The organism is Robbsia sp. KACC 23696, from assembly GCF_039852015.1.
Classification (GTDB): Bacteria; Pseudomonadota; Gammaproteobacteria; order Burkholderiales; family Burkholderiaceae; genus Robbsia.
Genome location: NZ_CP156626.1, coordinates 2,091,378 through 2,113,559, shown reverse-complemented (window position 1 = coordinate 2,113,559; position 22,182 = coordinate 2,091,378). Strand labels below are relative to the sequence as shown.

General features: G+C 64.0%; 15 protein-coding genes and 1 pseudogene. 13 read left to right on the top strand and 3 right to left on the bottom strand.

Translation table 11 applies throughout. The annotated features are described in order from the left end of the window. Window positions 1–32: 32 nt before the first annotated feature. The 3 genes and pseudogenes from ABEG21_RS08845 to ABEG21_RS08835 all read left to right on the top strand — a co-directional run bounded on the left by ABEG21_RS08845 (window position 33) and on the right by ABEG21_RS08835 (window position 4,166). Entirely contained in the window at window positions 33–1,373 is a 1,341-nt protein-coding gene (locus ABEG21_RS08845; protein WP_347554296.1) for an adenylosuccinate synthase, read from the top strand. A gap of 133 nt (window positions 1,374–1,506) precedes the next feature. Continuing rightward, window positions 1,507–2,061 (top strand): annotated as a pseudogene (locus ABEG21_RS08840) (phosphoribosyltransferase); the annotation flags it as partial. A 212-nt stretch (window positions 2,062–2,273) separates the two neighbouring features. Then, entirely contained in the window at window positions 2,274–4,166 is a 1,893-nt protein-coding gene (locus ABEG21_RS08835; protein ID WP_347554295.1) for a potassium transporter Kup, read from the top strand. Window positions 4,167–4,228: 62 nt separating this feature from the next. On the opposite strand, the gene ABEG21_RS08830 is transcribed toward ABEG21_RS08835, so the two are convergent. After that, on the bottom strand, window positions 4,229–6,613 hold the full coding sequence (locus ABEG21_RS08830; protein WP_347554294.1) for a Tex family protein: 2,385 nt from the start codon (window positions 6,611–6,613) through the stop codon (window positions 4,229–4,231). 153 nt (window positions 6,614–6,766) lie between these two features. On the opposite strand from ABEG21_RS08830, the gene ABEG21_RS08825 reads away from it, so the two are divergent. The 3 genes from ABEG21_RS08825 (at window position 6,767) to ABEG21_RS08815 (ending at window position 11,241) form a co-directional block, all read left to right on the top strand. Then, window positions 6,767–7,759, top strand: coding sequence for a hypothetical protein (locus ABEG21_RS08825; RefSeq protein WP_347554293.1), 993 nt, complete (start codon window positions 6,767–6,769; stop codon window positions 7,757–7,759). An 8-nt stretch (window positions 7,760–7,767) separates the two neighbouring features. Beyond that, window positions 7,768–10,308 (top strand): ATP-dependent DNA helicase, encoded by a 2,541-nt coding sequence (locus ABEG21_RS08820; protein WP_347554292.1) that lies wholly within the window; start codon window positions 7,768–7,770, stop codon window positions 10,306–10,308. 147 nt (window positions 10,309–10,455) lie between these two features. Continuing rightward, entirely contained in the window at window positions 10,456–11,241 is a 786-nt protein-coding gene (locus ABEG21_RS08815; RefSeq protein WP_347554291.1) for a hypothetical protein, read from the top strand. 42 nt (window positions 11,242–11,283) lie between these two features. Here the strand turns inward: ABEG21_RS08815 and ABEG21_RS08810 are convergent, their stop codons facing one another. Further along, window positions 11,284–12,084: an outer membrane protein assembly factor BamD gene (locus ABEG21_RS08810; RefSeq protein WP_347554290.1), complete on the bottom strand. Its 801-nt coding sequence runs from the start codon at window positions 12,082–12,084 to the stop codon at window positions 11,284–11,286. Window positions 12,085–12,333: 249 nt separating this feature from the next. On the opposite strand from ABEG21_RS08810, the gene ABEG21_RS08805 reads away from it, so the two are divergent. The 7 genes from ABEG21_RS08805 (at window position 12,334) to rimO (ending at window position 21,291) form a co-directional block, all read left to right on the top strand. Beyond that, a complete protein-coding gene (locus tag ABEG21_RS08805) occupies window positions 12,334–13,533 on the top strand; it encodes an RluA family pseudouridine synthase (protein ID WP_347556689.1) in 1,200 nt (399 codons plus the stop codon). Further along, window positions 13,530–14,456 carry a peptidoglycan editing factor PgeF gene (gene pgeF / locus ABEG21_RS08800; protein WP_347554289.1) on the top strand — a complete coding sequence of 309 codons (927 nt, stop codon included), beginning with the start codon at window positions 13,530–13,532 and terminating at the stop codon, window positions 14,454–14,456. The genes ABEG21_RS08805 and pgeF overlap by 4 nt, the downstream gene beginning before the upstream one ends. Window positions 14,457–14,671: 215 nt before the next feature. Next, window positions 14,672–16,852, top strand: a complete 2,181-nt coding sequence (locus tag ABEG21_RS08795; protein ID WP_347554288.1) for a class I poly(R)-hydroxyalkanoic acid synthase — start codon at window positions 14,672–14,674, stop codon at window positions 16,850–16,852. Between the two features lie 30 nt (window positions 16,853–16,882). Further along, complete coding sequence (locus ABEG21_RS08790) at window positions 16,883–18,064, top strand: acetyl-CoA C-acetyltransferase (protein ID WP_347554287.1); 1,182 nt, start codon at window positions 16,883–16,885, stop codon at window positions 18,062–18,064. Window positions 18,065–18,215: 151 nt separating this feature from the next. Beyond that, on the top strand, window positions 18,216–18,956 hold the full coding sequence (locus tag ABEG21_RS08785) for a 3-ketoacyl-ACP reductase (protein ID WP_347556688.1): 741 nt from the start codon (window positions 18,216–18,218) through the stop codon (window positions 18,954–18,956). Window positions 18,957–19,043: 87 nt separating this feature from the next. Beyond that, window positions 19,044–19,628: a polyhydroxyalkanoate synthesis repressor PhaR gene (gene phaR / locus ABEG21_RS08780; RefSeq protein WP_347554286.1), complete on the top strand. Its 585-nt coding sequence runs from the start codon at window positions 19,044–19,046 to the stop codon at window positions 19,626–19,628. Between the two features lie 280 nt (window positions 19,629–19,908). Then, window positions 19,909–21,291, top strand: a complete 1,383-nt coding sequence (gene rimO, locus ABEG21_RS08775; RefSeq protein WP_347554285.1) for a 30S ribosomal protein S12 methylthiotransferase RimO — start codon at window positions 19,909–19,911, stop codon at window positions 21,289–21,291. Window positions 21,292–21,335: 44 nt separating this feature from the next. Here rimO and ABEG21_RS08770 read toward each other — a convergent pair whose 3' ends face one another. Next, window positions 21,336–21,914, bottom strand: coding sequence for a hypothetical protein (locus tag ABEG21_RS08770; protein ID WP_347554284.1), 579 nt, complete (start codon window positions 21,912–21,914; stop codon window positions 21,336–21,338). Window positions 21,915–22,182: the final 268 nt, after the last annotated feature.

Below are 22,182 nucleotides of genomic sequence, written 5' to 3'. Positions count from 1 at the left end.
AGAATACGTTTTTAACCAGGCTCGAACTCAACATGTCCGGTATTGCATCGAACCAGGGACGAAATGTCGTCGTCGTCGGCACGCAGTGGGGTGACGAAGGCAAGGGCAAGATCGTCGATTGGCTGACCGATCACGCGCAAGGCGTCGTCCGCTTCCAAGGCGGTCATAACGCAGGTCATACGCTGATCATCGGCGGCAAGAAGACCATTTTGCGATTGATCCCGTCGGGCATCATGCGCGATGGGACGGCTTGCTATATCGGTAACGGCGTGGTGTTGTCCCCTGAGGCGCTGTTCAAGGAAATCGGTGAGTTGGAAGCGGCCGGTCTGCACGTGCGCGATCGCCTGTTCATTTCCCACGCCTGTACCTTGCTGCTGCCGTCGCATGTCGCGATCGACCAGGCGCGCGAGAAGAAGCGCGGTAACGACAAGATCGGTACGACCGGTCGCGGTATCGGCCCTGCGTATGAAGACAAGGTCGCGCGTCGCGGTCTGCGCGTGCAAGATCTGTTCGATCCGGCCCGTTTCGCTGAACGTCTGAAGGAAATCCTCGATTATCACAACTTCCAGCTGACCCAGTACCTGGGCGTGGAAGCGGTCGATTTCGATGAGACGCTGGCCAAGATGCTGGGCTTCGCGAAAGACCTGGCGCCGATGTGCGCCGACGTCTCGGCAAAGCTGGCGGCGGTCAACGCCGGCGGCGGCAGCCTGCTGTTCGAGGGCGCGCAAGGCACCTTGCTCGACGTCGATCACGGCACCTATCCCTTTGTGACCAGTAGCAACTGCGTCGCCGGCGCTGCCGCGGCAGGTGCCGGCGTCGGTCCGCACCGCCTGCACTACGTGCTCGGCATCACGAAGGCGTACTGCACGCGCGTGGGTAGCGGACCGTTCCCGAGCGAGCTGTACGACGCCGACAATCCGGACGCGCAGGACCCGGTCGGTATCGACCTGGCGAAGATCGGCAAGGAATTCGGCTCGGTGACCGGCCGTCCGCGTCGGACCGGCTGGATGGACGTGGCCGCGCTGAAGCGCTCGATCCAGATCAACGGCATCTCGGGTCTGTGCATCACGAAGCTGGACGTGCTGGACGGTTTGGAAGAGGTCAAGCTGTGCACCGGTTATACGGTGGACGGTCAAGCCGTCGATCTGCTGCCCACGGGCGCGGCGGCGGTGAAAGCCTGCGCACCGGTCTATGAGACCTTCCCGGGCTGGAAGTCGAGCACGATCGGCATCACGCAGTGGGACAAGCTCCCGAAGCAGGCGCAGGACTACTTGACGCGCGTGCAGGAACTGGCCGGGACGCCGATCCATATGGTGTCGACGGGTCCGGATCGCGATGAGACGATCCTGCTGGAACACCCGTTCAAGGTGTAAGTTGGATTGACGGGCATCGGTCCCGTGCGCGCGTATTCGCGTATGACGTGCTCTGTGCGTCATGCGCGAATACGCGTTGCGGCACGGTGTACGGCTGTCTGTCCCCGAAACGTGTCTTTTTGAGCGTAATGCAGTGAGCCTCCCCAAAAGCGACGATCAACATCTCTGGATAAGCTGGGACGATTATCATCGTCTCGTAGAACGTCTGGCGCTCCAGATTCATGAGTCGGCCTGGCGTTTCGACTTCATCCTGTGCCTGGCACGCGGCGGCTTGCGTGTTGGCGACCAATTGTCGCGCATCTACGATTTGCCGCTGGCGATCCTGTCGACCAGTTCCTACCGCGAGGCGGCGGGTACGGTCCAGGGCCAACTCGATATTTCGCAATACATCACGATGACGCGGGGTCCGTTGCGCGGCAATGTGCTGCTGGTCGACGACCTCGTCGATTCCGGCGTCACGCTGGCACGCGTGCAAGGCCATCTGGCCGAGCGGTTTCCCGATATCACCGAAGTCCGTTCCGCCGTACTTTGGTACAAAGCCTGTTCCGTCACGCGCCCGGATTACCATGTCAGCTATCTGGCGACGAATCCGTGGATTCACCAGCCTTTCGAGGAATGGGACACGCTTCGACCGCACAACCTGGCCGCCTGGATTCAGCGCGGGCGCCAGCGCCAGGGCGAGGGCGCGGAGTGTGCCGAATCGCACAGTGCCCTTGCGGCGAACGACACGAATCGCGCGAGCGATGCCATACTGGCCATCGACGCGGTCGACAATTCGATCGGCGTGACGGCGGTTAGGCCTCGCACGGCCAACCCGAGTATCGCGAACAGCGCGAACGGCGACGGGCAACGGGTAGTCGGCGCCGATCGAGCGGATCTCCCGCATAACGACGACTGAACTTGGCTAACTCTCATACAGCGCACGCGCAAAAACAGGGCATACCGGGACTCGTGACGGCGGCCATCGGTATCGTCTTCGGCGATATTGGTACCAGCCCGCTGTACGCGATGAAGGAAGCGTTTAGCGAAGAGCACGGTATCCAATTCACCGACGGCGCCATTCTCGGCGTCGTGTCGTTGCTCTTCTGGGCGATCGTCCTGGTGGTGGCGGTAAAGTACGTGCTGTTCGTGATGCGCGCGGACAATAACGGCGAAGGCGGTGCATTGGCGCTGATGGTGATGTCGCTGCGCAATGTGCGCCGAGGCAGCCGTTTTGCGACGATGCTGATCCTGCTCGGGATCTTCGGTGCCTGCATGTTCTATGGGGATGCCGTCATCACACCGGCCATGTCGGTGCTATCGGCGGTGGAAGGGCTCGAAGTGGCCTCGCCCCATCTCGGACACTACGTCGTGCCGATCGTGCTCGTCATCGTCACCGTTCTGTTCTTCCTGCAGAAGCGCGGGACCGAGGCAGTCGGCAAGCTGTTCGGCCCGGTGATGCTGTTGTGGTTCCTCTCGCTCGCGGCACTCGGCGTCTATCACATCGTCGATAAACCGGTGATCCTGCAAGCGATCAATCCGGTCCATGCAATTCGGTTTATCGCGGCGCACGCGCTGCAGGCCTATGTCGTGCTGGGATCGGTGTTTCTGGTGCTGACCGGCGCCGAGGCGCTGTATGCGGACATGGGGCATTTCGGTGCACGGCCAATCCGGATCGGCTGGTATGGCATCGTCATGCCGTCTCTGATTCTGAATTACTTCGGGCAGGGTGCGCTGTTGATGGCGTCGCCGCATGCGCGCAGCAATCCATTCTTCTTGATGGCGCCCGATTGGGCCACGATGCCGCTGGTGATTCTGGCCACGGTGGCGGCGGTGATCGCCTCCCAGGCCGTGATTTCGGGCGCATTCTCGCTGACCTCGCAAGCGATCCAGCTCGGCTATGTGCCACGGATGAAGGTCCAGCACACGTCGGACAAGGCGATCGGTCAGATCTATATTCCGCTGGTGAATTGGTCGCTGTATTTCATCGTCGTCTGTATCGTGCTGGGTTTCCGCAGCTCGGATAATCTCGCCGCCGCCTACGGTATCGCCGTCGTGACGACGATGGTCATCACGACGATGTTGGTCGGGGTCGTGATGCTGCGCGTCTGGAAATGGCGCAAGCGCCTGGTCATCCCGATCGTCACGCTGTTCATGATCGTCGATCTGGCCTTCTTCGGCGCGAACGTGATCAAGATCGAGGAGGGCGGCTGGTTGCCGCTCGGTGTGGGCGTGCTGCTGTTCTTCTTGCTGACCACCTGGTCCAAAGGGCGCCAGATCGTCAAGGATCGGACGGCCGCCGACGGGATTCCCTTGCAGCCCTTTGTGAAGGGACTGCTTGCGCACCCGCCGCATCGCGTGTCCGGTACCGCGATTTATCTGACAGGCAGTGAAACGCTGGTCCCCGTCAGTCTGCTGCACAACCTGAAGCACAACAAGATCCTGCACGAACGCACGATCTTCATGACCTTCCTGACGCGCGACGTGCCGTATATCGATGACGATAAACGGTACTTCTACAAGCCGTTGGATGGTGGCCTGTTCCTGGTGAAGGCGGTGTACGGTTTCAACGAAACGCCGGATGTCGATCGCGTGCTGAAGTACCTCGAGCGCGAACACGATATGAATTTCGAGCTGATGGACACCTCGTTCTTCCTGGCGCGCGAGACGGTCGTCCCGACGCAACTGCCGGGGATGTCCTTGTGGCGTGAGCGTGTGTTTGCCTGGATGCACCAGAACGCCGCGAAACCGACCGACTTCTTCAGCATCCCGGCCAATCGGGTCGTCGAGCTCGGGACCAAGATCGAGATCTGACGCGCACTGCGTCTTCTCCCGGTTAGCCGCATGCCAGGCATGCGGCTAACAACGCTTTTCCCTTACTTCCGTTGTTTCAGGCTGGCAAAGGCCGCGGCCATGGCGTTTTCGACGACCGGGGCGTTGCTGCGTTGCCGATCGCGCCCACCCTTGCCGGCGCTGGCATTGGCGCCTGCGCCACCGGGGTTGCCGCCACGTCGTTGATTGCCCGCGCCCGCGCCGGTATCACGGCCGCCCTGGCCGCCCGCCATCGCGTCGATATCGTTGTCGAGTCGCATCGTCAGGGCGATACGTTGCCGTTTGACGTCGACCTCGATCACCTTGACCTGCACGACCTGGCCTGCCTTGACGATCTCGTGCGGATCGCGGATGAAACGCGTGGAAAGCGCCGAGACGTGCACCAGGCCGTCTTGATGCACGCCGATATCGACGAAGGCACCAAAGGCGGCGACATTGGTTACGACGCCTTCGAGAATCATGCCCGGTTCGAGGTCGGACACTTTCTCGATCCCTTCCTTGAACGAGGCCGTCTTGAATTCGGGGCGCGGATCGCGGCCCGGTTTTTCCAATTCGTTCAGGATGTCCCGAATCGTCGGCAGGCCGAAGCGGTCGTCGACGTACTCGGTCGGCGTGATGCGCTGCAGGATGTCGCGATTGCCGAGCAACTCCGCGGCGGTGCGGCCGATCTTGGCCAGCATCCGCTCGACCACGGGATAGGCTTCCGGGTGCACCGCGGAGCGGTCCAGCGGATTCGCGCCGGCATTGACGCGCAGGAATCCGGCCGCCTGTTCGAATGTCTTGTCGCCGAGCCGTGGCACCTTGCGCAACGCCTCGCGTGAAGCAAAGGCGCCGTTGGCGTCGCGATAATCGACGATATTGCGCGCCAGCAGCGCGTTCAAGCCGGATACGCGGGCGAGTAGCGCGACCGAAGCGGTATTGACGTCCACGCCCACCGCATTCACGCAATCCTCGACCACCGCGTCGAGCGAGCGCGCCAGTTCGCGCTGATTGACGTCGTGCTGGTATTGGCCGACGCCGATTGCTTTCGGGTCGATCTTGACCAGTTCGGCCAGCGGATCCTGCAGGCGGCGGGCGATCGACACTGCGCCGCGCAGCGACACGTCGAGGTCCGGAAATTCCTTCGCCGCCAGCTCCGATGCCGAATAGATCGACGCGCCGGATTCGGATACGACGATTTTCGTCAGCTTCAACTCCGGGTGGCGCGCCATCAGGTCGGCGGCCAATTTATCCGTTTCGCGTGAAGCGGTGCCATTGCCGATACTGATCAATTCCGCACCGGTGGCCTGTGCCATGCGCGCCAGACGGGCGATCGAGCCCTCCCAGTCACGACGCGGCTCGTGCGGATAGATCGTGTCCGTCGCCAGCAGTTTGCCGGTGCGATCCACGGTGGCCACCTTGACGCCGGTCCGGATGCCCGGGTCCAGGCCGATAACCGCTTTCGGGCCGGCCGGGGCGGCCAGCAGCAGATCCTTCAAGTTGCGGGCGAAGACCGTGATTGCCTCGGTCTCGGCGGTGTCGCGCAGACGGCCGAGCAATTCGTTTTCGAGATAGGGCTGGACCTTGACGCGCCAGCTCCAGCGGCAAACGTCGGACAGCCATTTGTCGGCCGGACGGCCGTTATTGCGAATGCCGACATGCGAGGCGATCGTCAGCTCGCACGGATGCGGCACCTGCGTGTCGAGGGCCTTGCCCAAGCCCAGCTTGACGCCGAGAATGCCGAGGTTTCGCGCCCGGAACAGCGCCAGCGCGCGGTGCGACGGGACCGTGCCGATCGCTTCCGAGTAGTCGTAGTAATCGCGGAATTTCTCGCCTTCCTCCAGCTCTTTTCCCGGGACCACGGTCGAGGCGACAATGCCGCGCTGCCAGAGCTCGGCGCGCAGCTTCGCCAGCAGGTCTGCGGTTTCGCCGAAACGCTCGGAGAGAATGTCGCGCGCGCCATCGAGGGCCGCCTTGGTGTCGGCGACGCCTTTCTCGGCATCGACGTAAGCTTGCGCCTCGGTTTGCGGATCGCGGCTCGGGTCGGCCAGCAGCAGATCGGCCAGCGGTTCCAGGCCCGCTTCCCGGGCAATCTGGGCCCGCGTGCGGCGTTTCGGCTTATACGGCAGGTACAGGTCTTCCAGCGTCTGCTTGCTGTCGGCGGCCTCGATCGCGGCGCGCAGCGTGGCGTCGAGCTTGCCCTGTTCGTCGATGCTTTGCAGGATCGTCGCACGACGATCTTCCATGTCGCGCAGATAGGTCAGGCGCTCTTCGAGCGTACGCAACTGCGTGTCGTCGAGGTTACCGGTGATCTCCTTGCGGTAGCGCGCGATGAAAGGGACGGTGGCGCCCTCGTCGAGCAGGCCGACCGCCGCGGCCACCTGGCGGGGCTGCACGGCCAGTTCCGTGGCGATGCGTTGTACGATTTTGAGAGCTACGGTATCCGTCATGAGCGCGCGGTAAGTCGAGTTGCTGAAGCGGGGCATTGTGCCACAAACCGCCGGCCATCCGGCCGACCCCATCCATGCCGCAGTCCGCGGCGGCAAATGGTAGAATCCGGTGCGTATCAGAGCCGTTCCGATCCTCCCTTTTGCCCTGCCGCTTTGACTTCCGTTCTCAAGTTCCTGTCTATCCGGGCCATCGTCCCGACCCAGGCGCGCTTGCCCGCGCAGCCCGTGGTGTCGACCTCCGCCAAGGCCTATCCGACGGCCGTGATGCCGATGGCGCGCGATTCGCGTGTTGCAGGCGCTGCTGCCGGGTTCGCGCGCGCCGGGTCACGTCGCGCGCCGCGCCGCGGGCTGGCGGGCGCGCTGCCTGTCGCCACATGGATCGCGGCTGTCGCGATCGGCATGGCATCGCAGGGCGCGATGGCGCAGAGCGCCGCTACGCGCGGCACGCCAGGCACGCATGCCGCGACGGGGAAGGCGGGGGGCGACACGACAGGCGCCGGCGGCCCGGCCAGTCCGGCACTGAGCGATGCCGCCTACGCGCAGCGCACGGCCGAATTCGATGCGCAGCAGCAGGGTTTGAACGCCCGCACGGCAAAGAACGACTACGCCTACGGCGTCGCCAAGCACGATTGCTACGCGCGGTTCTTCGTCAATCATTGCCTTGACGTTGCGCGCGATTCGATGCGCGACGAGCGCGAGAAGATTCGTCAGTCGCAGCTGACGCTGTCGGCCGATCGTCGCGCTGCGCGCGAGGAGAAGCGCGAGGCGGACGATGCACAGCGTCTGGCGCAACAACGGGCGAATGCACCGCAACGTGCCGCGAACGAGCGTGAGCATCGGGCGAGCTATCAGGCGAAGCAACAGCAGCACGCGGTCGATCAGGCGCGTCGCGGCAACGATGCGCCGCAACGCCAGGCCAATGCGGCCGCCTATGCGAACAAGCAGTCCGCCTATCAGCAGAAGCTGGATACGGCGCAGCGCAATGCGGCGACCGACGCGCAAAAACGCGCGGAAAACGTCCAGCGCTATCAATCGAAGCAGGATGACGCGACGGCGCGGCAACAGTCGCTCGACCAGCGCCGTGAGGATGCCGCGCGCCGGGCGGCAGCGGCAAGCGGTGCGTCGGCGGCAGGCCCGGCACGGTGACCAAGCCGATGTCTGAAGACACGCCGCAGCCGGCGCGGCGCGCGGCATCCGCTGCTGCCACCGCGACCGCATCAGCGGCATCGGCGGCCTCCGAGCCCGACGCACAGCAAACGCGCCGGGCACCCGCCGGGCGCAAAGCGGCGCGAGAGCCGGGCGATGCGCCGCCGATGTTGCCGAATCGTCGCCGGATCGCTCAGCTCGAGAATTTGTTCGACGACGACGGTCCGCTGGCCCGTCACATCCCCGGATACCGTCCGCGCGCGTCCCAGTTGCGGATGGCGCTGGCGGTGGCGGCGGCCATCGAGGGCAGCGCGCCGCGCGCGGCCGCGCGCCCGTCGCGCGCGCAATTGCGCCTCGACGCCGCCGAGCGAGATGCCCGCGCCGACACCGCTGCGGCGAGTCGCGACGCCGCGGCCGACGGCGACACCGATGCCCAGGACGAGGCGATGGGCGGCGACGCGCCGGCAGGCGCCGCCGCGTCCGGCGCGGACGGCCTGTTTCCGATGCCCGCCGCCGGCGCCGACGGTGGCAACACGTTGATCGTCGAAGCCGGCACCGGGACCGGCAAGACCTACGCTTATCTGGTCCCCGCGATGCTCTGGGGCGGCAAGGTCATTGTCTCGACCGGTACCAAGCACCTGCAGGATCAGCTTTTCCTGCGCGACGTGCCAACGGTGCGCGACGCGTTGGCGGTGCCAGTCACCGTTGCCATGCTGAAGGGCCGATCGAACTACCTCTGCCACTACTATTTGGAACGGGCGAGCGATGGGGCCCGGACGATGTCCCGGCAAGATCTAAGCCACTTGTCCGAGGTCAGCCGTTTCGCCAAGATCACGCGGACCGGCGACAAATCGGAGCTGTCGGCGATTCCGGAAAACGCGCCGATCTGGCCGCTGGTGACGTCGACACGTGAAAACTGTCTGGGTCAGGAGTGTTCGCATTACAAGGACTGCTTCGTCATGCAGGCGCGTCGGGAAGCGCAGCAAGCCGATGTGGTGGTGGTCAATCACCATTTGTTCTTTGCAGACATCCTGTTGCGCGACAGCGGCATGGCCGAACTATTGCCCACTGCAAACACCGTTATCTTCGATGAAGCGCACCAGTTGCCGGAGACCGCTACGCTGTTCTTCGGCGAGACGGTATCGACAGGCCAATTGATGGAACTGGCGCGAGACAGCGTTGCCGAGGGGTTGTCGCACGCACGGGACGGCGCCGATTGGCGCGAGTTGGCGAATCAGCTCGAACGGGCCACGCGCGACGTTCGTCTGGCGTTCGGGCCGCAGATTCAGCGTCTGTCCTTGATGCAGATGGAAGAGGATCATCCTTTCCATCCGGCGCTCGACGATGTCGAAAACACGTTGAATACCTTGATCGCGGCGTTGTCGAAGCAGTCGGAGCGGGCGGAATCGCTGGCGGCGTGTTTGCGGCGTGCGCGCGAGCTGCAGGATGGCATCGCGCGATGGCGGGAAGGGGCGTATGCGGCACCGGCGGATCCCGAAGAGGCCTTGGCGCTGGCGGATGCGGCCGTCGCCGGTATCGGCGAGGCCGACGATTCGCCTCGCGCCGCCGCGCAGAAGCGGCGTGAGGGCGCCTCCGCGGCGTCAGGCGCGGCGGGCGAAAAAGCGCATGATGCCACCGTGCTCGACGGCGCCGAGGGGCGCCGCAACGGACGGGTGACGGGTAAGGAAATCGAGACGGTGCGATGGATCGAGGTCTTCACGCACGCGGTGCAATTGCACCAGACGCCGTTGTCGGTCGCGCCGATTTTCGCGAAGCAGCGTGCCGGGGTGCCCCGGGCCTGGGTGTTTACGTCCGCGACCTTGTCGGTCAAGAACGACTTCACGCATTACGCGGCGCAGATGGGCTTGTCGTCGGAACGATCGATGACGTTGCCGAGCCCGTTCGACTATCCGAATCAGGGTTTGTTGTACGTGCCGAAGGATATGCCGCCTCCGTCCGCGCCGCATTTCACCGATGCGGTCCTGGACGCCGCGTTGCCGGCGATCGAGGCCTCCGGTGGCCGTTGTTTCCTGCTCTGCACGACATTGCGGGCGGTGGAGCGCATGGCCAACCGCTTGCGTGCGACGATCGAGGCACGCGGCTGGACCTATCCCTTGCTGGTCCAAGGCGAGGCCAGTCGCACCGAGTTGCTGGATCGTTTCCGCCATTATGGCAATGCCATTTTGGTAGGGAGTCAGAGTTTCTGGGAAGGCGTCGATGTCCGAGGCGACGCCCTGTCCCTCGTCGTCATCGATAAATTGCCGTTCGCACCGCCGGACGATCCGGTGTTGGCCGCGCGGCTCGATGCGCTGACGAAAAAGGGCTTGAGCCCGTTTGCCGTACATCAGTTGCCGCAGGCGGTGATCACATTGAAGCAGGGTGCCGGGCGCTTGATTCGGGCGGAGACGGATCGCGGCGTGCTGATGATCGCCGACACGCGTCTCGTCGAGAAACCGTACGGTCGGCGGATCTGGCAGAGCTTGCCCCCGTTCACGCGCACGCGAGAGCTTGCCGATGTGCTGGCGTTCCTCCGGCCACCGAGCGAATGAGGTAATGCCACGCATGCGGCGTTTTCCCCCGGAATAGCCTGCGTCGTCGACTGTTTCCGCAGTGCACAGGGACTAATCCGTCTAGTCGTATAGTCTTGAATGCGCGTTAAAGCGATCTTCTTCTCTTACTCATCAGAGGAGAACGTCGTGCGTGCATTTGCTGTTTCAATGATGGCTGCCGCGGTGCTTGCTGGGTGCGGCAAGGGCAATACGGACGGCATGGTCCGTACCAACCCGGTTCTGCCCGATGCTTTATCGATGAAAACGGTCCACACCGGTATCGCAGGCGGTCGCCAATTTGTCACGCTGGCCGTTGCGGGGGGCAGCAGTTATCTGCATTTTCGCGCCCAGGACGGCGCCGGGGCGACCGGTCTCGGCGACGGCTTCTATCGATTCGATTACCTGTCGCCGAACAAGCGTCCGCTCGCGTTGTTCACCACCTATCGTTTCTCCGGCACGCAGGTGACGGCGCCGATGCAAAGCGGGACGACGCGGTTCGACGGCCAGGGCGACCAGCGGATCACGTTCGATGCGCCCAGTCCCGAAGGTAACGGTCGCCTCGCGGTCGGCCAGACGCGCGACGCCCAGTACGAGACGCCGTTGACAACCTTGTCGGGGAATTATTCGGGATTTCTCGAGACATCGACCGGTAAGTCGGCACCGCTCTCGCTCGATATAAGCGGCAATGGCACACTGACGATCGCGCAATGCCAGATCGTCGGCCGGGCGGATGCGTACACGAATGCCAGGGCCGCGCGTCTGCGCTTTACGGTGCCGGCAAACAACGGATGTGGCCTGAAGGCGCTGCAGAATGTCGATGGCATTCTGTTCTTCGAAAACCGCGACAGCGCCTTCTTGATGGCGGATCAGCGCGAAGGCGATAACGCCAACGGCGTCTATGGCGCGTTCACGAGGACGGTCGGCGCGCGGTAATGCCGCGCCTCGCGTCGCCGCCTTGACGGGCGGCTTGCGCGATTACCAGATTTGATACCAGGCTTTTTGCGGCTTCTGAGCAGGCAAGCTGCCGGCCGGGAAGGTGGCGGCGATGACGCTTTGCGTATCGTTCGCCAACTGGGTTTCGCCCAGCGCCTTGTAGGAATCGACCATCACCTGCAGTGCGTCCTTCGTTGCCGGCGCGCCCTGATAGTTCTTCAGCGCGATCTGCGCCCGGTTCACTGCGGCCACGTAGGCGCCGCGTTTGTAGTAATACTCGGCGGCGTGCACTTCGTGCGTCGCCAGCGCGTTCACGATATAGCGCATACGCTGGGCCGAGTCCGGGGCGTACTTGCTCTTCGGATAGCTGTCGACAATCTTCTTGAACGCGTCGTACGAGTCGTGGAGGGACTTCGGATCGCGATCCGACAGATCCTGACCACTGAAACGCCCGAAAAGACCCAGATCGTCGTTGAAGTTGATCAGCCCTTTCAGGTAGTAGGCGTAATCGACATTCGGGTGATCCGGATGGAGGCGCAGGAAGCGGTCGATCGCGGCGTTGGCCTGATCCTGGTCGTTGTCGCGATAATAGCAATAGGCCACATTCATCTGTGCCTGTTGCGCGAAACGGCCGAAGGGATCACGCGCTTCGAGCTTTTCGTAGTATTGCGCACACTTCGACCAGTCACCGCCGTCCAGGGAATCCTTCGCCGACGCGTATAATTTGTCCGTGCGCCAGGTTGCGGTCTCGTCGGTCTTCTCCGGCAAGCCGCCGCAGGCGGCCAAGATGACCGACGCCGTCGTGGTCAGTGCCACAATCCGTACAAATTTCAGGGCTTGCATGTCCTTGCCTACGTAGTAATGACCCGATCAGCCGAAGATTATAGCTGAAGCCCCTGGCCAGCCCAATGCGATTGATGCCGAATGGCCATCGCAGAAACCGTTCGCGGCCTTATGGGCCCTGGCCTGATGGGTTTTTTTGATGTTTTTTTACCGAGTGTTGATGTGCCACGGGTAACACGAACCGCCCCCCCACGTAATACGCCGCACGCCGAAAAGGCGTCCGTGCTGCCCTCCAATGCCGATACCGGAATCGAGGCGATCGGCGCGCTTGCGCCGCTCGACCCGCTGGAAGCGCATATTCCCGAGGCGCTGGCCGGCGATCGCATCGACAAGGTGCTGGCCCGTCTGTTCCCCGACTATTCGCGTAGCCGCCTGCAAGCCTGGCTCGAAGCCGGTCTGGTGAAGGTGGATGGCCGCCAGGCCAAGCCGCGGGAGTCCGCGCTGGCGTTCGCGAAGGTTGTCGTCACGCCGCAGCACACGCCGGAGACGCTGGCGTTTTCGCCCGAGGCGGTGCCGCTCGAGGTTGTCTACGAAGATGCGCATATCCTCGTGATCAACAAGCCGGCCGGGCTGGTGGTCCATCCGGGCGCCGGTAACTGGCAGGGTACGGTGCTGAACGGCCTGTTGCATCGCTATGGCGCGCAGGCGGCGGCGCTGCCGCGTGCCGGGATCGTGCATCGGCTGGACAAGGAGACATCCGGCCTGATGGTGGTCGCACGGACGCTGGTCGCGCAGACCGACCTGATTCGTCAGTTGCAGGCGCGTACCGTGAAGCGGCGCTACGTCTGCCTTGTCTGGGGCGTGCCTAAAGTGGTCAGCGGGACCGTCGATGCGCCCATCGGCCGCGACCCGCGCGATCGGCTGCGGATGGCGGTCGTGCATGGCAACGCCGGCAAGGCCGCGCGGACCCATTATCGGGTGGTCGGCGAAGGCGAACTCGACAGTCGCCGGGTGGCGGCCTTGTGGTGCGATCTGGAAACGGGACGCACGCACCAGATTCGGGTCCACTGCAAGCATCTCGGGCATCCGCTGGTCGGGGATACGCAGTACGGCAAGACGCCACGCGTGGCGGTCCGGGCCAAGCCGTCGGTCGGCTCCGGCGTATCGGCGGCATCGGACGCCTCCGATGTGTCGGTCGTCGCCGCGGCGATGCGGCCCGGTCGCCAGGCCTTGCACGCCTGGTCGCTGGGCCTGCGGCATCCGGACAGCGGCGAGGCTATGCGCTGGGAAGCGTTGCCGCCCGAGGACATGGCCGGCCTCGCCGTTCATGCGCAGATCGATCTGCTGCCGGAAGAGGCCATGCTCGATAGCGATGCCGACGACACGGCCTGGGACGATGCCGACTGGGACGACGAAGGCGTGGACGACGATGCCGACTGGGACGACGAGGATGGCGAAGGCGCGACCGAGGTGATCTACGCGACCGCGCCGGGCAAGGCGCGTCGATGAACGGTATCGTTGACGAGGGCGACTCGGTGGCCGAGGGGGCCGATCTGTCCGATGTGGCCGATCTGTCGGCCGCCGCGATCCCGTCGGCGGGTGCCACCGGGCGGGGGGCGACTGTGCCGCCGGAGGCGCCGGTGATACGGGCGCCTTGGTCCGATCGGGGTGACGGTGGCGCAATCGTGACGACGCGCGGCGGCGGTGTCAGCGTCGCCCCGTATGCCAGTTTGAATCTCGGCGACCATGTCGGTGACGAACCGCAGGCGGTGGCGGCAAATCGGGCGACGGTACAAGCGTGGTTAGGTGGGCGGCGGATTGCGTGGCTGGCCCAATGTCACGGCGATCGCGTCGTCGATGCGCTGGAAGCGGCAGCGGCTGCTGAAGCCGGCGACGCATTGCAGGCCGATGCCGTGATCACCGATGCGCCCGGCGTGGTCTGCGCCGTGATGGTGGCCGATTGCCTGCCCGTTTTGTTGCGGAGCGGGTCGGGTGCGGTGGTCGGGGCGGCGCACGCGGGCTGGCGCGGCCTCTGTAACGGCGTGCTCGAGCGCACCGTCGAAGCGATGCGCGATCGTGCCGGCGGTGCAGGGAAGGCCGATGGCGACGGTGAGGCGAGTGGGGACGATTGGCAGGCCTGGCTCGGTCCGGCCATCGGTCCGGCCGCGTTCGAAGTCGGACCCGAAGTGCGTGCGGCGTTTCTCGATAACGCGACGCCGGCGGAAAGGGCGGAGACCGATGGCGCTTTCGTCGCCGGCGCCAATGGCAAGTACTTCGGTAATCTGCCGACGTTGGCGCGGCTGCGGCTCGCCCGTGTCGGCGTGCATCGCGTCGATGGTGGCACGCTGTGCACGGTGCGCGATGCCGCGCGGTTTTTCTCCTATCGTCGCGACGGGCAGACCGGTCGGATTGCCGCATTGATTTGGCGATAGGACCTCGATTGCGGAAATATAGGGCCGCTTGTCTGGAAATGATCTGGGGAAAACGATAGGCTGAGTTTGTTGCTTTGCGGCAAACGGTTCTGGGAAGATATGGCTGAGCCGCGCTGCTACAAACGTCGTGTCGAAAATCGGATGCCAAGCCGAAACAGACGCGATATGTGGGACCGAGGATCGAGTGGACTTGTCAATCAAGGGAACCGAACACGATGTCCGAGCCGGATCGTCACACGCCGCACCGCCCAGCGCCCGTTCGTAAAACACGCGCGTCGACAGCGACATCCGCGTCGTCGCAACGGACGTCGCGCAACGCTTCCGATACGGCGGCCGCACAGGCCGACACGCCACGCGCCGCGAACGACGCCGATGGCGCCGACAAAGCAAACGCCTCGCCGCGCGAGGCTGCGCCCCAACGCCCCGACAATACGCGACGTGCATCCGCTGCCTCATGGCAGGCGATGCAGGCACAGGTGCTTTTATGGCGCGACATGCTGATGGCGATGGCGCGCGCGCATGCACCGGTGGTCCCCCCGGCATCGCTGGCCAATCTGCGGCAGGATTACTTCACCGGGTGGGCTAACGGCTTTCGTAGCGCATCGACGACCCCGTCGATGTCCGGCGCCGAACCGAACGCGCAGCCAAGCCCCGCTAGCGGCGAGACCAAGGCCGACACGCCTGGACTGTCCCTGGCCGAGCGCTTCGCCGATCACGTGCATCGGATCAACGCCGATACGATGCGGGCGATGGCACAGGCGGTGCAGGGCGATGCCGACACCACGGCACGCCTGGCTTTTCTGGTCGAGCAATGGATTGCCGCCACGGCGCCCGCCAACGTCTTCGGACTCAATGCCGTTGCGCGTGCGGCGATGCGCGATAGCAGTGGCGCGAGCTTGCATGCCGGCATCGGTCATTTGCTGGATGATCTGCGACGCGGCAAGGTCACGCAATCGGATCCGAGTGCTTTCGAGATCGGCGTGAGTCTGGCGGCCACGCCGGGTGCCGTCGTCATGGAAACACCGCTGTTTCAATTGCTGCAGTACGCGCCCAGCGGTGAGCACTACGAACGTCCGTTATTGATCGTGCCGCCCTGTATCAATAAGTTTTATATCCTCGATCTGCAGCAACGCAATTCGCTTGTCCGTTATCTTTGCGATGCCGGGCATCCGGTTTTTCTGATCTCGTGGTGCAATCCCGATCAATCGTTGGCCGGCGCCACGTGGGACGATTACGTGCGGGCAGTGTTGTATGCGATGGATGCGGCCGCCGCCATCATGGGAAGCGCCGCGCTGGATGTCATGGGTTTCTGTATCGGCGGTGCCTTGCTGGGCTGTGCTGCGGCGCTCGATGCCGGTCAGTGCGACGAGGCGGGGCGACTGGCGTTGCGCTGGTCGCCGCCGACGGATCATCCGTTGGCGCAGGCGCTGCTGCCTTCGTCGGCAGATGGCTCGCGGCCTGCGCCCGCGCGCATCGCGTCCCTCAGTTTGCTGACGACCTTGCTCGACTATACCGATACCGGCGTGTTGCGCCTGTTCGTCAACGACAAGCAGGTTGCCGAACGCGAACGCACGATCGGGGATCCGTCGGCGCCAGGACTGATGACGGCGAACGAATTCGGCAATACGTTTTCGCTGCTGCGGCCGAAGGAGCTGCATTGGCATTACGTACAACGCAATTACATGCTCGGTGCCACCCCTCCGGCATTCGATATGCTGTTTTGGAACGGCGACGGCACGCATCTGCCGGGCCCCATGTTCTGCTGGTATCTGCGGCAACTCTATCTCGATAATGGGTTGCGCGAGCCGGGCGGACTGCAGGTCTGCGGTGCGCCGGTGGACCTGCGCGCCATCACGGCGCCAGCCTTCGTCTATGGATCGCGCGACGACCATATCGTGCCGTGGAAAAGCGCCTACGCATCGTTACCCTTGCTGGGCGGCCCCGTGTCTTTCGTGTTGGGGGCATCGGGACATATCGCCGGCGTCGTCAACCCGCCCGCCGCGAACAAACGGGGGTTCTGGCATATCCCCGGCGAAGCCGAGCGCGGCGACACCGCGCCGCGGTCCAGCATCGACGCCGAGCAATGGTTGGATCGATCACGGTATGAAACCGGCAGTTGGTGGCCGACCTGGTCGGCCTGGCTTGCCGCGCGTCAAACCGGCAGTCGGCGCCCCGGGAAGGCGCAGTCGGCATTGCCACGACGCCGCGCCGGTGTAACGGACAAGGCCGAGCGTGCCGGCAAGGACGCGCATCGCGCCGCCAACGATGCGTCGCTCACCCGGCCGCCGGTACGGGAAGACACGGATCCCGCCTGGCGATACGGCAGCGTCGCCTATCCGGTTATCGAAGCCGCGCCGGGGCGATACGTCGCGACGCCCAGCGCACGAAGCGCATAGAAACGCAGCATCAATCGAATGGAGAAGACCATGGAAGATGTCGTGATCGTATCGGCCGCTCGCACGGCCGTCGGAAAATTCGGCGGCGCGCTGGCGCACATCCCGGCAGCCGATCTGGGCGCAGTCGTGATCGACGCCGTGCTCAAGCGTGCCGGTGTCGCACCGGACCAGGTCGACGAAGTGATCATGGGGCAGGTATTGACCGCCGGCGTCGGACAAAATCCGGCGCGGCAGGCATCGATCAAAGCGGGCTTGCCGGAAACGGTGCCGGCCTGGACCTTGAACAAGGTCTGCGGGTCCGGTCTGCAAGCCGTCATGCTGGCGGCCAACGCGATCCGCGCCGGCGATGCGGACATCATCATCGCGGGCGGTCAGGAAAACATGAGCGCGGCGCCGCATGTGTTGCCCGGTTCGCGCGATGGATTCCGGATGGGCGATGCGAAGCTGGTCGATACGATGATCGTCGACGGCTTGTGGGATGCGTTCAACAATTACCACATGGGCGTCACCGCGGAGAACGTCGCGAAGACCTTCGATGTTTCGCGTGCCGATCAGGATCGGTTTGCCGCGGCCTCGCAAAACAAGGCCGAAGCGGCGCAGCGCGACGGGCGTTTCAAAGACGAGATCGTGCCGGTTCCGGTGCCGCAACGCAAAGGCGACCCGGTGCTGTTCGATACCGATGAGTTCATTCGTCATGGCGCGACGGCGGAAGCCTTGTCCGGCTTGCGACCGGCGTTCGACAAGAGCGGCACCGTGACGGCAGGCAATGCCTCGGGCTTGAACGATGGCGCGGCGGCGGTATTGGTGATGTCGGCCAGCCGTGCCAAGGCGCTCGGCCTGACGCCATTGGCGACGATCCATGCCTACGCCAGCGCGGGGGTCGATCCGAAGACGATGGGCATGGGGCCGGTGCCGGCCTCGCAGCGCTGCCTGAGCCGTGCCGGCTGGGGTGTCGATGACCTCGACCTGATGGAGATCAACGAGGCGTTCGCCGCGCAGGCGCTCGCCGTCAACCGCGAAATGGGGTGGGATACGGACAAGGTCAACGTCAACGGCGGCGCGATCGCCATCGGTCATCCGATCGGTGCATCGGGCTGTCGTGTGCTGGTGACCTTGTTGCATGAAATGCAGCGCCGCGATGCGCGGCGTGGCTTGGCGTCGCTGTGTATCGGTGGCGGCATGGGCGTGGCCCTGGCAGTGGAGCGTCGCTGATATTTCGTCGGTCGGCGTCGAACGCCGGCTGGGCGGGGCATAAACCAATGAAGCGTTTTCCCGCGCCGAATGGTCCGACGATGTATCGGATGCATGGCCGGACGGCCCGTCGGGCGAAGCCCGGGAAAGCGCGATACAACGAGGAGGCATGATGTCGAAACGAGTGGCGTATGTAACCGGCGGCATGGGCGGCATCGGTACCGCGATCTGTCAACGTCTGCACAAGGCCGACTTCATCGTGGTGGCCGGTTGCGGGCCGAATTCGCCGCGTCGGGAAACCTGGTTGCAGGAGCAGAAGGCGCTGGGTTTCGACTTCATTGCCTCGGAGGGGAACGTCGCGGATTGGGATTCGACGGCGGCCGCCTTCGAGCGCGTACGGGCGGAAGTGGGCGATGTACACGTGCTGGTGAACAATGCCGGCGTGACGCGCGACGCGGTGTTCCGCAAGATGACGCGGGACGACTGGAACACGGTCATCGACACCAATCTGACGAGTTTATTCAACGTCACCAAGCAGGTCGTCGAGCCGATGGTGCAGGCCGGCTTCGGGCGTATTATCAATATCTCGTCGGTGAACGGTCAGAAGGGGCAGTTCGGGCAAACCAATTATTCGACCGCGAAGGCCGGCATTCATGGCTTTACGATGTCCCTGGCGCAGGAGTTGGCGACGCGCGGGATCACGGTCAATACGGTGTCCCCCGGCTATATCGGCACCGATATGGTTCGATCGATTCGTCCCGATGTGCTCGAGAAGATCGTCGCCACGATTCCGGTCAAGCGACTGGGCACGCAGGATGAAATCGCGAGCATCGTCAATTGGCTCGCTTCCGATGAATCGGGCTTTGCCACCGGCGCGGATTTTTCGTTGAACGGCGGCCTGCATATGGGGTAAGGGCGGCACGGCACGGGGGGCCGAGCACGCGGCTCCCCGTGCATGCCATGCCATTCGGGAAGGGACGGAAGGAGACACGGAGACATCATGAATCGCAAATCCGCTGAAGAGCGGCTGATCAAGAAATACCCGAATCGTCGGCTCTACGACACGCAGACCAGCACCTACATCACTTTGCTCGACGTCAAGCAACTGGTGTTGGAGCAGCAGGTCTTCACGGTCGTGGACGCACGCACGAACGAGGATCTGACCCGCAGCATCCTGTTGCAGATTATTCTGGAAGAGGAGAACGGCGGCATGCCAATGTTCTCGTCGCCGATGCTGGCCCAGATGATCCGCTTCTACGGCAATGCCATGCAAGGCGTGATGGGCTCCTATCTGGAGCAGAATCTGAAAGCCTTCACCGATATGCAGCAAGCGTTCTCGAAGCAGATCGAGAACGCCGGCGCGGAAGCGTCCTCGCAAGGTTTCCCGGTAAGTCCGGAGAAGTGGATGCAGATGATGAATCCGGGTGCACCGGCGATGCAGGACGCGATGCAGCATTACCTCGACCAATCGCGCGATGTGTTCGGGCAGATGCAGGAACAATGGCGTCGTCAATCGCAGGGCTTGTTCTCCGGGTTCCCGTTCGGCGCGCAGCCGCCCGTGAAACCGAAAGACTCGTCGGAGTAAGCGGGCTGGCGGGGGATGGGTGGGCGGTGGCAGCCGCCCATTACCGGTTTTCATTGCCTGGGCATCTTGATGCGCAGTGCTGTGTGGGACGGGCGCAATGCCTGCAAGCCGGCTGGCCGATGGCGCTTTCTGTTGCCAACAAGCCCACTTTGCGGGTCGATTCCCGCATCGAATACCGGGAAAGGGCGCGAGACAGGTAAAATGCGCGATTCGCTTTGTATAGCGGGTCGCCCGGTCTGCGTCCGGTCGCGTCCGCAATGCCCCACACACGGAAGTCGCTATGAACAGTCCCGCCGAAATCGCCGTCACCAAAGACCACAATCCGCGCGTGGGCTTTGTGTCGCTCGGCTGTCCAAAAGCGCTCGTCGATTCCGAGCAGATCATCACGCAATTGCGTGCCGAGGGTTATCAGATCGCCGGTGACTATGCCGGCGCCGATCTGGTCGTCGTCAATACCTGCGGCTTTATCGACGATGCCGTTCAGGAAAGCCTGGATGCGATCGGCGAAGCGCTGGCCGAAAACGGCAAGGTCATCGTCACCGGCTGTCTCGGCGCGAAGAAGAACGCCGATGGCGGCGGCCTCGTCGAGGACATCCACCCGCGCGTGCTGGCGGTCACTGGCCCGCATGCGATGAACGAGGTGATGCACCACGTCCATGCGCACCTGCCGAAGCCGCACGATCCGTTCACGGATCTGGTGCCGCCGGCCGGTATCAAGCTGACGCCGCGCCACTACGCCTATCTGAAAATTTCGGAAGGCTGTAATCACCGCTGCACCTTCTGCATCATCCCGTCGATGCGCGGCGATCTGGTGTCGCGCCCGATCGGCGATGTCATGCTGGAAGCCGAGAAGCTGTTCCAGTCCGGCGTCAAGGAATTGCTGGTCATCTCGCAAGATACAAGCGCCTACGGCGTCGATATCAAGTATCGGACCGGCTTCTGGCAGGGTCGTCCGATCAAGACCCGGATGACCGAGCTGGTGGCCGCCCTGGGCGAGCTGGCGCAGCAATACGGCGGCTGGGTCCGTCTGCACTATGTCTATCCGTATCCGCACGTCGACGAGATCATCCCCTTGATGGCCGAGGGCAAGGTCCTGCCTTATCTCGACGTGCCGCTGCAGCACGCGCACCCGGACGTGTTGCGCCGGATGAAGCGTCCCGGCAACGCGGAAAAGACGATGGAGCGGATCAAGGCCTGGCGCGAGATCTGTCCGGAATTGACGATCCGCAGCACCTTCATCGCCGGTTTCCCGGGCGAGACCGAGGAAGAGTTTCAAACGCTGCTCGATTTCATCGAGGAAGCGCAGATCGATCGCGTCGGCTGTTTTGCCTATTCGCCGGTGGACGGCGCGACGGCCAACGACCTGCCAGGCGCCTTGCCGGAAGACGTGCGTGAAGCGCGCCGTGCGCGTTTCATGGAAGTAGCGGAGCGTGTGTCCGCGGAACGCCTTAAGCGCAAGGTCGGCAAGCCGATCCGCGTGCTGGTCGACGAAGTCAATGCCGATGGCGGTATCGGTCGCTCAGCCGCCGACGCGCCGGAAATCGATGGCGTCGTCTATATCTCGCCGGCGCAAAAGGCATCGAAGCGCTACAAGGCCGGCGATTTCATCACGGTACGCGTGACGGGCGCCGATGGCCACGACCTGTGGGGCGACGTTTCCTGATCGCGTCCACCTCGCTGCCGGCATCCAACGGCGGTGTCGAACGCTTACTTAGGCAGCACCGGCGTCTGCCCGGTGTGGATGTCGACCGGCGCCGCACCATTGCCAGATGCGGGCGCCGCATCGTCCGATGCGCCGTCGAGCCCGGCCGGAACGAAGTGCGTATTCATCGGCCGATCGATCGGCCCCGGCACCGGGGTGACCTTGATTGACGGACCGTCTTTTCCGGGCACCGTCGTCACGTCATAGACGATATCGCCGTGGCAGGTGCGCGCGACCCAACGCTGCGGGGCCGGGTCCCGAGGATCCTGCTTCGGCGGCGGCCGCTCGATATTGTCGACCACATCGCAGCCGGAACGCATCGCGGCATCGAGGCGGACCATGTTTTCCGCCGATGCCCGCCCATTGGTCAGATCCGGCCCCCGTTTCTTGATGAAGGGGATCGGCATCTGCTCGATCGAAGTGCATCCGGACAGACCGCCCACGATACCGACGACCGTCAACGCGACGACGGCACGCAGACGCCGCACGCGTTGCTGCGGCGCGATCGAGTGGGGCGCCATGGCGCCAGGGCGGGTGTAAGGCGAGTCAACCGCGGCGGACCGCGGGGGGAACGCAAACGTCATCGAACTTTCCTGATCAAGCAAAAATGAAGGTGCTGCGCGCGCTGGCGAAGGGTCGGAAATAAGGGCATTCCCGGTGCCTTCGCACGCGGACCGCTATACTACGTGGTATCGAATTCATTGAGACATGCCGTCAGGCGGGTGAGGCACCCTCCGCGGCCGCAGCACCAGCGCATGTCACACGGAGCAGGGCCGCCGACGGCACCGAGGGAGACCCCGGTGCCGTTTGCGCAGGCCCGCTCCGCGCAAAGGACTTGCGCTGCGTGCATTG

Excerpts from the sequence above, each read along its gene's own strand:
- ABEG21_RS08795 (WP_347554288.1), top strand. The coding sequence starts at position 14,672 with ATGTCCGAGCCGGATCGTCACACGCCGCACCGCCCAGCGCCCGTTCGT.
- ABEG21_RS08785 (WP_347556688.1), top strand. The coding sequence starts at position 18,216 with ATGTCGAAACGAGTGGCGTATGTAACCGGCGGCATGGGCGGCATCGGT.
- ABEG21_RS08820 (WP_347554292.1), top strand. The coding sequence starts at position 7,768 with ATGTCTGAAGACACGCCGCAGCCGGCGCGGCGCGCGGCATCCGCTGCT.
- ABEG21_RS08830 (WP_347554294.1), bottom strand. The coding sequence starts at position 6,613 with ATGACGGATACCGTAGCTCTCAAAATCGTACAACGCATCGCCACGGAA.
- ABEG21_RS08790 (WP_347554287.1), top strand. The coding sequence starts at position 16,883 with ATGGAAGATGTCGTGATCGTATCGGCCGCTCGCACGGCCGTCGGAAAA.
- phaR (WP_347554286.1), top strand. The coding sequence starts at position 19,044 with ATGAATCGCAAATCCGCTGAAGAGCGGCTGATCAAGAAATACCCGAAT.
- ABEG21_RS08845 (WP_347554296.1), top strand. The coding sequence starts at position 33 with ATGTCCGGTATTGCATCGAACCAGGGACGAAATGTCGTCGTCGTCGGC.
- ABEG21_RS08810 (WP_347554290.1), bottom strand. The coding sequence starts at position 12,084 with ATGCAAGCCCTGAAATTTGTACGGATTGTGGCACTGACCACGACGGCG.
- rimO (WP_347554285.1), top strand. The coding sequence starts at position 19,909 with ATGAACAGTCCCGCCGAAATCGCCGTCACCAAAGACCACAATCCGCGC.
- ABEG21_RS08770 (WP_347554284.1), bottom strand. The coding sequence starts at position 21,914 with ATGACGTTTGCGTTCCCCCCGCGGTCCGCCGCGGTTGACTCGCCTTAC.
- pgeF (WP_347554289.1), top strand. The coding sequence starts at position 13,530 with ATGAACGGTATCGTTGACGAGGGCGACTCGGTGGCCGAGGGGGCCGAT.